The 14,373-nt window shown below is 63.2% G+C and carries 12 protein-coding genes; 6 read left to right on the plus strand and 6 right to left on the minus strand.

Going from position 1 to position 14,373, the window contains the following annotated elements:
* Window positions 1-49 precede the first annotated feature (49 nt).
* The 4 genes from F7R90_RS00755 to F7R90_RS00770 form a co-directional block, all read right to left on the minus strand.
* Window positions 50-1,810, minus strand: a complete 1,761-nt coding sequence (locus F7R90_RS00755) for a bacterio-opsin activator domain-containing protein (RefSeq protein ID WP_158055385.1) — start codon at window positions 1,808-1,810, stop codon at window positions 50-52.
* Between the two features lie 139 nt (window positions 1,811-1,949).
* Window positions 1,950-3,869 (minus strand): acetate--CoA ligase, encoded by a 1,920-nt coding sequence (gene acs / locus F7R90_RS00760; RefSeq protein ID WP_158055386.1) that lies wholly within the window; start codon window positions 3,867-3,869, stop codon window positions 1,950-1,952.
* 90 nt (window positions 3,870-3,959) lie between these two features.
* On the minus strand, window positions 3,960-5,225 hold the full coding sequence (locus F7R90_RS00765) for an MBL fold metallo-hydrolase (RefSeq protein WP_158055387.1): 1,266 nt from the start codon (window positions 5,223-5,225) through the stop codon (window positions 3,960-3,962).
* Between the two features lie 55 nt (window positions 5,226-5,280).
* A complete protein-coding gene (locus F7R90_RS00770) occupies window positions 5,281-5,712 on the minus strand; it encodes a GNAT family N-acetyltransferase (RefSeq protein ID WP_158055388.1) in 432 nt (143 codons plus the stop codon).
* 124 nt (window positions 5,713-5,836) lie between these two features.
* Between F7R90_RS00770 and F7R90_RS00775 the strand changes: the two genes are divergently transcribed.
* Both F7R90_RS00775 and F7R90_RS00780 read left to right on the plus strand, forming a co-directional pair.
* Complete coding sequence (locus F7R90_RS00775) at window positions 5,837-7,309, plus strand: aldehyde dehydrogenase family protein (protein WP_158055389.1); 1,473 nt, start codon at window positions 5,837-5,839, stop codon at window positions 7,307-7,309.
* 522 nt (window positions 7,310-7,831) lie between these two features.
* A complete protein-coding gene (locus tag F7R90_RS00780) occupies window positions 7,832-8,617 on the plus strand; it encodes a hypothetical protein (protein ID WP_158055390.1) in 786 nt (261 codons plus the stop codon).
* Window positions 8,618-8,620: 3 nt separating this feature from the next.
* On the opposite strand, the gene F7R90_RS00785 is transcribed toward F7R90_RS00780, so the two are convergent.
* Window positions 8,621-9,331, minus strand: coding sequence for an SOUL family heme-binding protein (locus F7R90_RS00785; protein ID WP_158055391.1), 711 nt, complete (start codon window positions 9,329-9,331; stop codon window positions 8,621-8,623).
* A gap of 220 nt (window positions 9,332-9,551) precedes the next feature.
* Between F7R90_RS00785 and F7R90_RS00790 the strand changes: the two genes are divergently transcribed.
* The 4 genes from F7R90_RS00790 (at window position 9,552) to F7R90_RS00805 (ending at window position 14,019) form a co-directional block, all read left to right on the plus strand.
* Window positions 9,552-12,512 carry a bacterio-opsin activator domain-containing protein gene (locus F7R90_RS00790; protein ID WP_192498366.1) on the plus strand — a complete coding sequence of 987 codons (2,961 nt, stop codon included), beginning with the start codon at window positions 9,552-9,554 and terminating at the stop codon, window positions 12,510-12,512.
* 92 nt (window positions 12,513-12,604) lie between these two features.
* The gene (locus tag F7R90_RS00795) at window positions 12,605-12,886 is read left to right on the plus strand and encodes a HalOD1 output domain-containing protein (RefSeq protein ID WP_158055393.1); all 282 of its coding nucleotides are present in this window, start codon (window positions 12,605-12,607) and stop codon (window positions 12,884-12,886) included.
* A gap of 5 nt (window positions 12,887-12,891) precedes the next feature.
* Window positions 12,892-13,497, plus strand: a complete 606-nt coding sequence (locus F7R90_RS00800; RefSeq protein ID WP_158055394.1) for a response regulator — start codon at window positions 12,892-12,894, stop codon at window positions 13,495-13,497.
* A gap of 111 nt (window positions 13,498-13,608) precedes the next feature.
* On the plus strand, window positions 13,609-14,019 hold the full coding sequence (locus F7R90_RS00805; RefSeq protein ID WP_158055395.1) for a 30S ribosomal protein S6e: 411 nt from the start codon (window positions 13,609-13,611) through the stop codon (window positions 14,017-14,019).
* Between the two features lie 143 nt (window positions 14,020-14,162).
* On the opposite strand, the gene F7R90_RS00810 is transcribed toward F7R90_RS00805, so the two are convergent.
* Entirely contained in the window at window positions 14,163-14,372 is a 210-nt protein-coding gene (locus tag F7R90_RS00810) for a hypothetical protein (RefSeq protein ID WP_158055396.1), read from the minus strand.
* Between the last annotated feature and the right edge of the window lies 1 nt (window position 14,373).

Raw genomic sequence — 14,373 nt, forward strand, 5'->3', positions numbered from 1 at the left:
GAACGAACAGACGCAGTGAACTCGCTGTTGCGGCCGAGAGGCTAAGCACTTAGTGTCGTCCGGCGTCGGCCGACTGGTGGTCGGTCTCCTCGAACGCACTGTCTAGCAGTTTCTGCTGGGCCTTCCGGAGGTGATTGTGCAGGGTCGGCGACGACACGCCCATCGACGCAGCGAGTTCTTCGGCCGTACTGCCGCGAGGCCACTCGAAGTACCCCGCGAGGTAGGCGGCCCACAGGACCGTTCGCTGGCGCTCCGTCAGGCGGTCGTGAATCGTCTCTCGGACGCGGACGCCGCTCCCATTCGGTGCCTCGACCTCGCGCTTCGAGCGCAGCTCCGTCTCGGGGAACGCCTCTTCGACGGTCTCGACGACGCTCCGGACGTCTACGTGCTGTGAGAAGACGCCGGAGGCGTCGAGCACGCCCGACTCCACCGAGAGTTCGCGGACGTTTCCGCCGCGCTCGACGAGGACCGTCGCGAGCGACTCGCCAGAAACGGCAAATTCGAAGAGTGCGTCGTCCCCGTAGTCACGGATGAGGCGAGCGTCTTCGACGGCGTCCGTGGCGGTCACGCAGTCGAGAACGTCGCCGACTGCGGCCCCACTCGCCGTCACGAAGTACAGTAGCGAGTGGTCTTCGACGGGGACGACGCCTTCGAGCGCGAACTGACAGTCGAGTTCTGCGGAGGCGGCGACGAGAAACACGCCGTGATCCGTGCTCCGAAACGACAGCGAGACACCAGTGTCGGTCAGGAGCAATCGCTTGCGCGTGATGGCGGTCAAGGTAGCGCCGACGCGCCGACCGACGTCCGCGAGAAACGTCCGGTCTACCGAGCGAAACGAACTGTCGGCCACGCAGGCGATTCCGTGGACGTTTTCGCTCGACTGGAGCGGGGTGACAGCGAACGAACAATTAGAGAGGGGACCATCGGCTGACGTTCCGCCGACGATAGTCACGTCGGGGCCGTCTTCCTCGTCTACTACGTCCGCCGCGTCGAGAACGTCGCTCGGAACGTCGCTAGTGGCTCTGGCCGGGACCGAACTCGTCTGTGTGACCCCTCGTTCGTCGCACAGCCAGACGCCGCGATACAGGTCGGCGAGATGTTCACACGCGGCCGTGAGTACGTCTTCGTCCGTGGATGCTTCCGCGAGCGTCTGGCCCAAGCCCTCGGCGCAGGTCAGGAGTTCGGTACTTCGGAAGTATCGCTCGTTCGTGAGACGTTCGTCACGTCCACTCGCACGTCCTTCGCGGTTTCCGCGGCCCTGCGCCTGGTTCTCGAAGGCGTCGATAATCGTCGTCGTCGTCGGAGTACTGTAGTACCGCGCGAGACTGTCGAGGCTCTTCCAGCCGCCGACAGACTGCACCACTCGTGGACTGAGCCCTTCGTTGACGAGGTGTCGCCACGCGAAGTGCTTGCGAAGGTCCCGACACGTCACGTAGTGAAGGCCTTCAACTCGGTCTGCGACGTCGCTCACGAGCATCTGGACGCGCCGAGACGAGACGCCGACGAACGGGTCCTGTCGAGACACGTCGTTCGAAGCAGCGAACTTGCGAAGGTCGTGGGCGACTTCGCGTGGGACGTACGCCTCGCGGGTGTCGCCGTCTCCTTCGGGAACCGTGAGACAGTAGAAACACTCGCCGTCGCGTTCGTGTTCGCGGAGGTCCGTGGGACGAACTGCGGTCAGTTCCGAGGGTCGGAGTCCGACTCGTCCCGCCATCGCCACGACGAGGTCCTCGCGGTAGGTTTCGGTCGCGCGACGGAGGCGCTCGTACTCCGTCGTCGTTAGAAACTCGTCGGTTGCCTCGCCGTCCATTCTGTTTCGTCCTTTCCGAGAAAGACGAATAAATATTCGGGATTCGCTCCTGAATTCTGCCTCGCGACGCTACACCCTCTCTGAAAGCACACCAGTCACGAACCGACGACGTTTCGCGCTCTTAGAAAGAAACGAACTACTACTCGTCGAGGAGTGATTCGAGTTCGCCGACGATTTCCGGATTGCGGAGCGCGCTCGTGTCGCCAAGGTCCTCGCCGTTCGCAATCGCTTCGAGGTAGCGCCGAACGACCTTTCCCGAGCGCGTCTTCGGCAACGACGGTGCGAAGGTGACCGTGTCGGGTACCGCGATAGCCCCGATAGCTGACTCGACGGCCTCTCGAACGCGCGCTCGAAGGGCCTCGTCGCCTGCCACGTTCGACGCCGGACTCACGAACGCGTGGATTTCGGACCCTTTGATGGCGTCCGCCCGCCCGACGACGGCGGCCTCCGCGACGCCTCTGACTCCGATGATGGCGCTCTCGATTTCCGTGCTACTCAGTCGGCGACCCGAGACGTTGAGAACGTCGTCGGCCCGTCCTCGGAGGTGGAAGTATCCCTCGTCGTCTCTGACGGCCTTGTCACCGGTGTCGTACTGCCACTCGCCATCGACGGTCCTCGTTCGCCGAGCGCCCCAGTCGGTCCCCTCACAGAGCGATTGGGCCATCCCCGGCCACGGTCGGGTGAGGACCAGTTCTCCCGACTGTCCGGCCTCAACTCGCTTGCCCATCTGGTCTACGACGGCCGCCTCGACACCGGGAAGACTCCGGCCGACCGCACCGGGACGCATCGAATCGACGCCGGGGAGCGTCGAGAGGACGACGCCGCCCGTCTCGGTCTGCCACCACGTGTCCACGACCGGACACTCGCCGCCGCCCACGTGTTCCCGGTACCAGCGCCACGCCGTCTCGTCTATCGGTTCGCCGACAGTGCCGAGCAAGCGGAGCGAGGAGAGGTCGTGGCGCTCGGGGTACTCGCTGCCCCACTTCATGAACGCCCGAACGGAGGTCGGTGCCGTGTAGAAGACGTTGACTTCGTTCCGTTCGATGACTCTCCAGAGTCGGTCTTTCTCCGGATGGTCCGGCGTCCCTTCGTACAGCACGGTCGTCGCACCGAGCGCGAGCGGGCCGTAGACCGCGTAGGAGTGGCCCGTAATCCAGCCGACATCGGCCGAACACCAGTGGACGTCGTCCGGCCCGAGGTCGAACACGGCGTGACTCGTCCACGCCACGTGCGCGAGGTATCCACCAGTCACGTGCCTGACCAGCGTCGGCTCGCCCGTCGTTCCGGACGTGTAGATGAGAAAGAGGAGGTCGTCTACGTCACGTGCGACCGGTTCGACTTCGGTGCCCTCGTTGGCTTCGACCACGTCGCTGTAGCGGTGGTAGTCCCCAGCAGGCGACTCGGCGTCGAGTCGGTTGACGACGACCTGCTCGACTGGATACTCGACGGAGAGACAGGCGTTGTCGGCCATGCGCTTCAAATCGAGCGCGGTGCCTCGCCGATAGTAGCCGTCGCAGGTGACGAGATACTCCGAGTCTGCGCCCTCCATTCGAGTCGCCAGCGCGTCCGCCGAGAATCCGGCGAAGACGACGCTGTGCGGTGCGCCGATGCGCGCACACGCCAGCATCGCTATCGGGAGTTCCGGCACCATCGGTAGATAGACCGTGACCACGTCGTCCTCGCCGACGCCGAGGTCACGTAAGCCCGCCGCGAACGCGTTCACTTCGTCGTACAGTTCCCGGTACGTGTAAGTCCGCGTCTCGTCGAGTTTCCCCTCCCAGACGAGGGCGACTTCGTCGCCGCGACCGGCCGCTACGTGCCGGTCTACGCAATTGTACGACGCGTTCAGTCGCCCGCCGGGGAACCAGCACGTCGCGCCGTCGTCGTCTACGACCGCGTCGAACGGGCGGTCCCAGTCCAGTAACTCGGCGGCCCGCTCCCAACACGCTGGCCAGCCCGCCGCTCGCAAGGACTCACAGTCGCTCGCGGTGACGTTTGCCCCTTCGGCGAACGACGATGGCGGGTCCACCCCGCCGCGTTTTTCACTGCCGTCGGCCATTCGCTTTGAGATTCATCTAAACAGACAAAAATCGTTCGTCTACCAGAGCCACCGACCCGAGTCATTCGTCTCGATTCTTCTATCCGTTTGTCACGTTTCCCTTGTACCATCCGACGCATCGCCGTCGTCTATGACTACCGCTCCCAGTTCCGGCGCGCTCGCGTCGTAGCCGTCGTCTCGTAGTTCTTCTGCAAAGTCCTCACATCGGTCGCCGTGGTTGACAAGAATTTCGGCGTCTCGGTACGAGTCGAGGAAGTCCAGTAACCCGTCCCGGTCAGCGTGCGCCGAGAAGTCGTACGATTCGACTTGCGCACTGACGGCCATCATCTGGCCGTCTATCTCGGCACGCCCTCTGTCGAGCAGATTCCGACCCGGTGTCCCATCGACTTGGTAGCCAGTCATGGTAATCTTGTTCGTCGGATTCGCGCGAACTGCGGGGACGTAGGTCATCGCAGGGCCGCCGGTGAGCATTCCCGAAGTCGTGACGACGACCGTGTTCTGGTCGGCGATGCGTTTTCGCTGGCCATCTCTCCCCGTCACGAAGCGAGCGTTCGACTTCGCGCGTCGGAGCGCGGCGGCATCCCTCACGAAGTCGGGATACCGCCGCGCAATCTTCGTTACCTGCTGGCCCATGCCATCCACGTAACAGTCCATATCGTGGGCCTCACACACCATTAACATCTCCTGCGTGCGCCCAATCGCAAAGGCAGGAACCACCACCGTGCCACCCTCCCAAATCGTCGTCTTCGCGCTCTCGGCGAACGACTGCTCGACCGATTTGCGGGGCGAATGCTCCACGTCCGAGTACGTCGATTCGCACAGGACAATATCCGCTTCGGGTCGCGCCGTCGTCCCCGACAACAACTGCGTATCTTCGGTGTGGAAGTCGGCGGTGTACAGAAAGCGCGTCTCTCCATCGTCTACCAGCACGTGCGCGCTCCCCGGGATGTGGCCCGCGTCGAAGAAGGTGACCTCGTGGCCCGCCGCGGAGAAGGTCTCTCGATAGCCGTGGGTCTCCGAAACTTGCGAGAGGCGCTTCACCTCGGTCTCGGTGAACGGGCAGTCGTAGCTCCCGCCGTGCAACTTGATGGTGTCGCGTGCGAGAACGGTGGTCAACTCGCGCGTCGGGGGCGTCCAGTGGATGGGCGGCCGGGCGTCACCCGAAAGAAGCGAGGGGAGCGCCCCGACGTGGTCTAAGTGGCCGTGGCTCACCACGACTGCGTCGGGGTCGGGGTCCGAGACGGGATAGCTCGGCGGATTGCCGGTCGCCATCCCGTAGTCCAGCAGGAGCGAATCGTTGACGAGGATGGCGCTGCGGCCGACTTCGCGCGCCCCGCCGAGAAACTCGATTTGCATTGGCAGGGCGTACGAACGGCGGCCTTTTTCGTCCGTCGGTTTCGGGACTCTGTCGCTACTCCGTTCGGAGGTACATCCCCTTCGAATCCGGTCGCACTTCCTCGAAGCCGAACTGCTCGTAGAAGCCGTCTACGTCGGCCACGAGGTTGACGTAACTGTCCGGCGGGGCTTCACGGTCGAGGTACGCCAGCAGAGCCTCGATAATCTTCGCCCCGAGACCCTGCCGCTGGTGGTCTGGGTGGACTGCCATGTCGCCGATTTGGAAGACGGTCCCGCCGTCGCCGACGATGCGGCCCATGCCGACGGTCTCTCGGGTCGGTTCGTGGACAACGACCACGCCGAAGACGGAGTTCGGGAGTCCGCGCTCGACGCCCTCCCGCGACCGCGGGGGCAGTCCGGTCGCGTCCCGGAGTGCGACGAACTCCGTCGGCGTCGGAATCCGTTCTTCGACGGCATAGGTCTCGGTTTGGGAATCCTGTTCAGACATGGTCGATACGCGAACGACGGGAGCATAGACGTTGCTATCGAGTCGAGGGGTCCGTCTCTCGAATCCAGAGACGCCCGCCGATTTACCGCTCTTTAACTACGTCCAACACGAAGCAGTAGGCGATATGTCAGACAGAGGCTTCACAGCAGACGGCGACTGGAACGCCCTCTACATCGACGGCGAGTGGGAGGATGCGGGCGACCGAGACACCATCGCAGTCGAGAATCCGGCGACGCGCGAGCAGGTGACGACTGTCCCTGCGGCGACCGAGGACGACGTAGACCGGGCCTACGGAGCGGCCGCAGACGCCCAGTCGGAGTGGGCCGAGCGACCGGCGGACGAGCGCGTCGAGGTCATCAAGAGCGCCCTCGGTCTGCTGGACGACCACCGCGACGAAATCCTCGAATCGCTGGCCGTCGAGTCGGGGAGCGCGAACGCCAAGGCGTTCGCCGAGTGGCAGACTGCACAGGGGATGTGCCACCACGCGACCGGTCTCGCCGACGAACTCGGCACCGAGGAAGCCGACTCGTTCATCCCCGGCAAGGAAAACGAAATCGAGCGCATCCCGGCGGGCGTCGTCGGCGTCATCTCGCCGTGGAACTTCCCGTTCAATCTCTCGATGCGCGCTGTGGCACCCGCGCTGGCGACGGGCAACGCAGTCGTCCTCAAGCCTGCCTCGCCGACGCCCGTGACGGGCGGTCTCTTGCTGGCGAAAATCTTCGACGAAGCAGGTCTCCCTGACGGTCTGCTGAACGTCGTGACCGGCCACGGCTCTGACATCGGCGACCGGATGGCCGAACATCCCGCACTGGACGTGATGGCGTTCACCGGTTCGACGCAGGTCGGCAAGCGCGTGGCCTCGAAGGCGGCGGAGAATCTCGCGCTTCCCGCGATGGAACTCGGCGGCAACAACCCCTTCGTCGTCACCGACGACGCGGACCTCGACGCGGCAATCGACTCGGCAGTGTTCGGGTCGTTCCTCCATCAGGGCCAGATTTGTATCTCCATCAACCGCCACATCGTCCACGAGGACATCTACGACGAGTACGTCGAGAAGCTAACGGAGCGCGCAGAGAGCCTGCCGATTGGCGACCCCACGGACCGAGAGAACGTCATCGGTCCAATCATCGACGAGGACCAGCGCGACCAGATGCTCGACTACGTGGAGACGACCGTCGAGGCTGGCGCGACGCTGGAGACCGGTGGCGACCACGACGGCTTGTTCGTCGAGCCGACAGTGCTGTCGGGGGCGGAAAACGACATGGCGGCGGCGTGCAACGAACACTTCGGTCCAATCGCGCCCGTGATTCCGTACTCGGATGATGAAGAGGCCATCGAGATGGCCAACGACACGGAGTACGGGCTTGCTGGGGCTGTTCACGCTGGCGACATGGAGAGAGCGCGAGAGCTTGCAGACCGCATCGAGGCGGGCATGGTCCACATCAACGACCAGCCAATCAACGAAGAGCCGAACGTTCCGTTTGGTGGTGTCAAAGAGTCCGGAATCGGCCGGTACGACGGCGAGGAGATTCTGCACGAGTTGACCCAGACGAAGTGGGTCTCGGTGCAGGAAGAGCGGCGTGAGTATCCGTTCTAAGGTGTCGGCTTTTCGGATTGTTTTTGATTTTTGGGTTGGTGTTCTGCTGATGTGTTTTCGGTCGGAAGCATGGGGGTATCTAGTTCTGAGACCACGAGGCTAGCTATTCCCGATACCTAGAAGACCGCACCACGTCCTCCCCAACCGACTCGCTTCGCTCGACCCTCGCGCGGTCGCGCCCGCTGGGCGCGACCCCGCGCGCCGAGTGGTTCGTGGAGATACGCGAAACAGGACTTAGGGTCACGGCGCGCGCTGGCGCGACCCCGTGTCGCGCCAAACCCGTGCGAGGGATGAGCGGAACGACCGGAGGGAGTGAAGCGAATCGGTTGGGGAGGCGTGTGGCTGACGCAGTGCGGTGCTGTGCGGTCTCTCCTCGGCACCGGCAGTAGCTAGCTGAAACACCGCAGTTCATCATCTGAGGAAGGTTCCTATTCATTCGGTAATACTCACCCAAACTCACACCTTTGCGTCACCAATTAGAATCTACACATTCATCTACCTTCCAGAAGAGACACCAACCCAATGCTAGACGAGTCCCCCGCTTATCGCGTCGCCGTCAAGGACTCCGCCAAAGACGAAAACCAAGCAGTCCGCGAACTCGCCCACGAAGAAGGCGACGTTATCGAGTTCCCCACCAAAGCCGAAGCCACCCAACGCGCCTCGGAACTCTCCGACGAGGGCGACATGCCCGTCAAAATTCAGCGCGTCTCGGAGATGGACCCCGCCGACGTGGACGCCTACCTCGTCGGGTGGCCTCAGCGCCGAAAACACGACCCCGACGGCACCGTCGCCGAGGGGCTGACCTTCGACACGGGCGCGAACCAGTACGGCGCGCTCGGGGAGGCCCTCGTCCTCTCGCCCGAGACCAACCCACCGCTGCTGACTCACTACGCAAAATACGACCCGGCAGTCCCGGACGACGCCGAGATTCGCGTCGAACTCGACACCGACCCCGAGCCAGTGGTCGTAGACCAGCGCGCGGGCAGGCAGTGGCAACCGGACTGCCGCGCCAAAGTCCGAGTCGGCTCTCGCCAGAAACTCGCCCACGAGTACTGGTGTGAGGTGAAAGCGGGAGACGGCTCGTTCGAACGAAGCCAGCGCGAGGGCATGAAGCGCAAAGCGCAGGACGCGCCCGTCCTCAAGATTCGCGTCGATGTCACGGAACTCCCGCAGAGCTACACTGCGTGGGTGCGCCAAATCGCACCGGACGGCACGGAGGGCGTTCCTCGCGGCGACGAGGCGTCCGACGACGAAGCCGTCTCCGTCACCTACGACGCGCCGACGAACGCCAGACTGGACGATTTTTAATTTCTACTCTCGCGCCTCGATTTCCACCGCCACCTCGTTCCGTTGCATGAACGGCGGCGTCCACGGGTCGTTGTAGCCGAACAGCACCGGCCGGTCCAGCGGTTCGATGCCGTGCCTTTCGAGCGCGTCGAGCAGTTGTTGCTCCTGCCGTGCCACTCGACTGTCCGTGGCGTACCACGAGAACGACGTGACGGCGAGCGTCCGCGGCGGTTCCACGACCAGTCGCACTCGCGGGTCCGTCGGCGTCGGCGCGCTCCCCGGCGTGTACTCCGGCGGCAGGTAGAACGCCATGGTGACCGGTCCACCGTCGTCCCCGCTGTTGCCCTGTCTTGCGACTCGAACCGGTGCTGTCATCGAGACGTCCTCGCCGCTCGACGTCGCAATCCGACCGGGCTTGGCCATCCGGACCGGTGCGGTCATCTCTATCTTCGAACCGCCGCCCGTCGGCACGGGCGCAGTCATCGAAACTGCGTCCTCGCTCTCGTTCGCGCCGCTGATGTACTTGAACAGGCGGCCGAACGCCGCTCCGCTGCTGTCGGCTGTCGTCTCCACGAGGACGGTCCGCGGATAGCGACGAACCTCGACGCCGTCGAACGACTCGACTGTCTCGTAGGGCACCCGCTCGGTCGAGTAGGTGCTGTACGCTCCCCACCCGACCCACGCGGCGAACAGTCCCCCGGCGACCCCCAGTAGCGCTTTCGTTCGGTTGCGCATGGGTCGGGTACGCTCGGAATGGGCAAAAGTTTGCCCGCTGTTCGAATGATTCTTCTGCTAGGCGATTGTCGGTGCCACAGCAGACTTCCCCGACCACAACGCCCTTGCCGACGGCTCCCTCTATAGTGAACGTTGTCAGTAGTGTAGCTGGTGGACAAGAGCGTGCCGGGAGCGGCGGCCATAACATATATCAAATATGAATGGAACTGGAAAGAACACGATGGGTGGAGTGGATCAAGGTGACACCACCGAACGTCCGTCGGGCACCGTGGAGGTACTCTACGTCGGTCCGGACCGCGACCGAGGTGAACAGTCCGTCCGAGCGTTAGAATCGGTGCGACCGGAACTATCAGGTCACGCGGTCAGAACGTTCGAAAGGGCGTCGACGGCCGTCACGAACGACCACGCTGACTGCGTCGTCAGCGAGTATTCGCTCCCCAGTAGTGACGGCGTCGAGTTGCTTCGGACAGTGCGCGAGGAACGGCCCGGTCTCCCCTTCATCCTCTACACCGACAGCGGTGACGAATCGGTCGCGAGCGAGGCAGTCTCCGCTGGCGTCACGGAGTATTTCCGTCGCGGCGACGACACAGTGGACCGTTCGACGCTCGCGGACTGCATCGTCGAGACGACCGAAGACCATCGAACCGAACGCCAACGACGCCGCGGACACAGAGCGCTGGAGACGGCCCACGAAGGCATCTGCCTGCTCGACGACGACGGGACGATAACGTACTCGAACCCGGCGTACGACGACACGTACGGCTACGAAAAGGGAGAGTTAGTCGGCGAACAGTGGGAGACGTTGTACTCACCGGCAGAATCCGAGCGAATCGAATCGGAGATCGTCCCGAAGCTGAAACGAGATGGCGTCTGGTCGGGAGAGACGACCGGCACGCGCTCTGACGGGACCGAATTTCCCGAGATGCACTCGATTACGACGACTGAGGACGGGGGAATCGCCTGCGTCGTCCGGGACGTTTCGGAGCGAAACCGTCGCCGCCGTCAACTTAGCGAACGCGAAGACTACCTCAGAAAACTCTACGAGACGACGTCCGACCTGCAACTCTCGTTCGATGAGAAGGTCGAACGCCTCCTCGAAATCGGCTGTGAGCGCTTCGGCCTCGACGTTGGGTTCCTCTCCGAAATCGACGCCGGTGGGTTCGAAGTGCGACACGCCCACGGCTCTCACGAGTTGCTACAGGCGGGCGAGACGGCCCAACTCTCGGAGACGTACTGTCGTCGCACGTACGGCGCTCCGGGACCAGTCGAAGTCTCGAACGCGACGGAGGAAGGTTGGAACGGGGACGTCGCCCACCAGAAGTACGGACTGGAGAGTTACCTCGGCGTCGCCGTCTCCGTCGCGGGCGAACGGTTCGGAACCCTCTGTTTCGCAGACACGTCGCCACAAAAGTCGTCGTTCACCGACCACGAGCAAACCTACTTGGAACTGATGAGCGAGTGGGTGAGCGCGGAACTCGAACGCGAGCGCCGAGAGAACCGCCTCGCCGCCCTCGCCGAACTCACGCAGGACTTGATGGACGACGAAACGCACGCACAGGTCTGTAGAACGGTCGTCGATAGCGCGGACACGTTCGGTCTGTCTGCCGTCGCTCTCGCCCTCTACGACGAGGACAGTGCGTCGCTTCGACCGACCGAAGCCACCGCAGTCGCTGCCGAACACCTCCCACTCGACGACCTCTGTCGAACGGGGGAAGGTGAAGCGTGGCAGTCCGTCGTCGAAGGTGAGATGCGCACGATAGCGTCCGACGACGATGCGGTTTCCGAGTATTCCATCGTTCCGTTGGGCGACCACGGTGGGTTGGTGGTCGGTGCCGCTACCCAATCGTTCCGGGAGACCGACCTCGACTTCCTCCGGACGATGGCGCTGAACGTCGAATCGGCGTTGGACCGTGCCGAGCGCGAACAGTTACTCCACGAACGCGAATCGACGCTACAGGAACGAAACGAGTCACTGGAACGACTGAACCGCATCAACAGCATCATCAGAACTATCGACCAAGCACTCGTCGAAGCCTCGACCCGAGACGAGATACACGAGGTGGTCTGTAAGCATCTGGCCAACCTCGACTCCTACAAACTCGCGTGGGTGGGGGAGTACGACGGCGTCAACGCGGAAGTGGAACCAGTGACGTGGGTCGGTGACGGTGACGAGTACGTCCAGAGCATCACGATTACGAGCGACGACTCAGCCACTGGTACTGGACCAGCAGGAACCGCCATCGAAACCGGTGAACCACAAGTCGTCGATAGCGTGTTTCGGGACTCTACGCTCGGGCCGTGGCGACAGGCCGCACTCGCTCACGGCTACCACTCCATCATCTCGATTCCGCTCGCCTACGACGGGTCCACGTACGGTGTGATGACCGTCTACGGGTCCGAGACGAACACGTTCGGTCAACTGGAGCGAGACGTCCTCACAGAACTCGGGGAAACTATCGCGTATGCCATCAACTCCGTCGAACACAAGAAGGCGCTCGTCGCCGACAGCGTCGTCGAACTGGACTTCGAGATTACAGGGCCTGGAGTCGAAATACTCGACCTCTGTTCGGAGCACGACTGCTCGTTCACGTACGAGACGGCATTCCGTCAGTCGGACGGCGAGTTGCGAGTTTACTTTTCCACCACCGGCGCGGACTCCGACCGAGTCACTGAATTCGCTCCGAACGGGGCCGTCTCCGACATCACGCACCTCTCGACGTGGGAGGAATCTTCGAGGTCGCTCTTCGAGGCGGTGTTGACGGACGAAAGTCTCACCGCGACGATATTCGCTCACGGAGGGGTTCCAACTACCATCGAGGTCGACGACGACGCCATAGACCTCACCGTCGAACTGCCTGCCGACGGGGACGCTCGCTCGTTCGTTGCGATGCTGGACGACCGACTGCCGAACGTCGAACTGCTCGCACAGCGCGAGTTCGAGCGACCACACCGAACGCGGAACAGTTTCCACGCCGAACTCGACGCCGAACTGACCGACAGACAACAGGAGGTGTTGAAGACCGCCCACTTCAGCGGCTACTTCCAGTCGCCTCGGAACCGAACCGGCGAAGAAATCGGGCGCTCGCTCGACATCTCGCAACCGACGTTCAACAACCACTTGCGGGTCGCACAGCGGAAACTGTTCGACCTGTTGTTCGAGCACCGGGCCACTCGTCTCTAGATAAATAGCCCTCCTCTGCGGCCATGGCTATACACCTGTGAAGAATGGCTATGTCCGCTTCGGCGTAAGTGGAGAGCGTGACGAGTGCCCAAATGACAATCGACGAACGGCCCGCACAAGCGTCGCTCAGCGAACGCGTCGTGACGACCGTCGCCGACGCGAAAGGGGTGGACGTAGCGGAGTTAGAACCGCTGTATCACCACGTAGACCCAGACGCACTCGACCAGTTGTTTCAGACCACAGTCGGCGGCGTCGAGCGCACCAACGGGTCCGTGACGTTCACGCTGGACGGCGTGCGGGTTACCGTCACCAGCGACGGCGAGTGTTTCGCCACGCTTCCGCCGGAGAGTTCCGAGGACGACGCGTCCGAGTGAGTTCGATGGATGCCTCGGAGTCTGCCTCCGAGACGACGGTATTAGTCGTAGACGACGAGCGACCGCTCGCAGACATCTTCGAGCAGTGGCTTCGAGACGACTACGAGGTCGAAGTCGCGTACGACGTATCGACAGCGTTGGAGGCACTGGACGAGCGACTCGACGTCGCGCTACTCGACCGTCGACTCCCTGACGGGTCTGGCGACGACGTTCTCGCCGAGATTCGCTCTCGGGACCTTGACTGCCGCGTCGGACTCGTCTCGGCGGTGGCTCCCGACCTCGACGTGCTGGACCTCGACTACGACCTGTACGTCGAGAAGCCAGTCTCGAACCGCGAGACGCTCACTGCCACCGTCGAGGACCTCGTCAGGTGGGGAGAGTACGACCGCGTGGTCCGCGAGTACGTCGCTCTGCGGACGAAACACGACATGCTTGTCGCCCGGTTCGGTCGGACGCGATTGGCCAACAGCGACCGGTGGGACCGACTGCTCGCTCGACTGGGACAGCTTCGAGAACGACTGCCGGACGACGACGCTGCGCTCGCGGAGGCCGACGCACAGCGAGACGCACAAGATTCGACGGCTCCCGACGCGGACGACGAGTCACGATAACGCAACCGAGTCGCGCTGACGGGCTTTCCTCGATTCCGAGACTTGCCACGCGCTCACACGCAAACGCTCGCTTTCGATGTCCTTTTAGGGAGCCACCGTTATCTGTTCCGTATGGCAGACTTTCAGGTCGTCGTTGCGGACCCCGACTCTGGGGCCACGTACCAGCGCGACATCGACGGACAGGACGCGAACCGATTCCTCGGCAAGTCCATCGGCGAGCAAGCAGACGGCGGTGCCGTCGGTCTCGACGGCTACACGGTCGAGATTACCGGTGGCTCGGACAAGGCCGGTCGCCCGATGCGCGGCGACGTCGCTGGCCCGAACCTCAAGCAGGTTCTCGTCGAAGGCGGCACGGGGTACGAGCCCTCCCGCGACGGCGAGCGCAAGCGCGTGACCGTCCGCGGCGCGGAAGTCAGCGAAGAGGTCGCCCAACTCAACGTCTCCATTGCAGAGCGCGGCGACACCTCTGTCGAAGAGCTGTACGGCGAAGGCGGCGACGACGAAGAAGCCGACGACGAATAACGACTTCTCCCGTCGCCGTTCGGCGACGAGATTTCTCTTACCGGTTGTTTCGGTAGTCTGTACTTCGTGAATTCGTCGCCACGAAACTCGCATTCGACTTGCGCGTCGCCGAAGATGTCTATCGCGGACCCGACTTCGTTCGACTACCTCGCGGGTTCGCTCTCACTACCGTCCTGTTTCGTGACCGCTGCACTGACTTCGCGCCGCTCCTCGGTGGTCAAGTTGACGACGTGCGACGCCCCACAGTCACAGACTCCTGTTTCTGTCGGGAGGATAATCTCACCGTCGTACGCTCTGGCAGCGTAGACCTGTCCGCAGTCGATACATTTCACTGCATCCGTATCGTGTCCCATC

Origin of the sequence: Halorussus halophilus (assembly GCF_008831545.1) — an archaeon.
Lineage (GTDB): Archaea > Halobacteriota > Halobacteria > Halobacteriales > Haladaptataceae > Halorussus > Halorussus halophilus.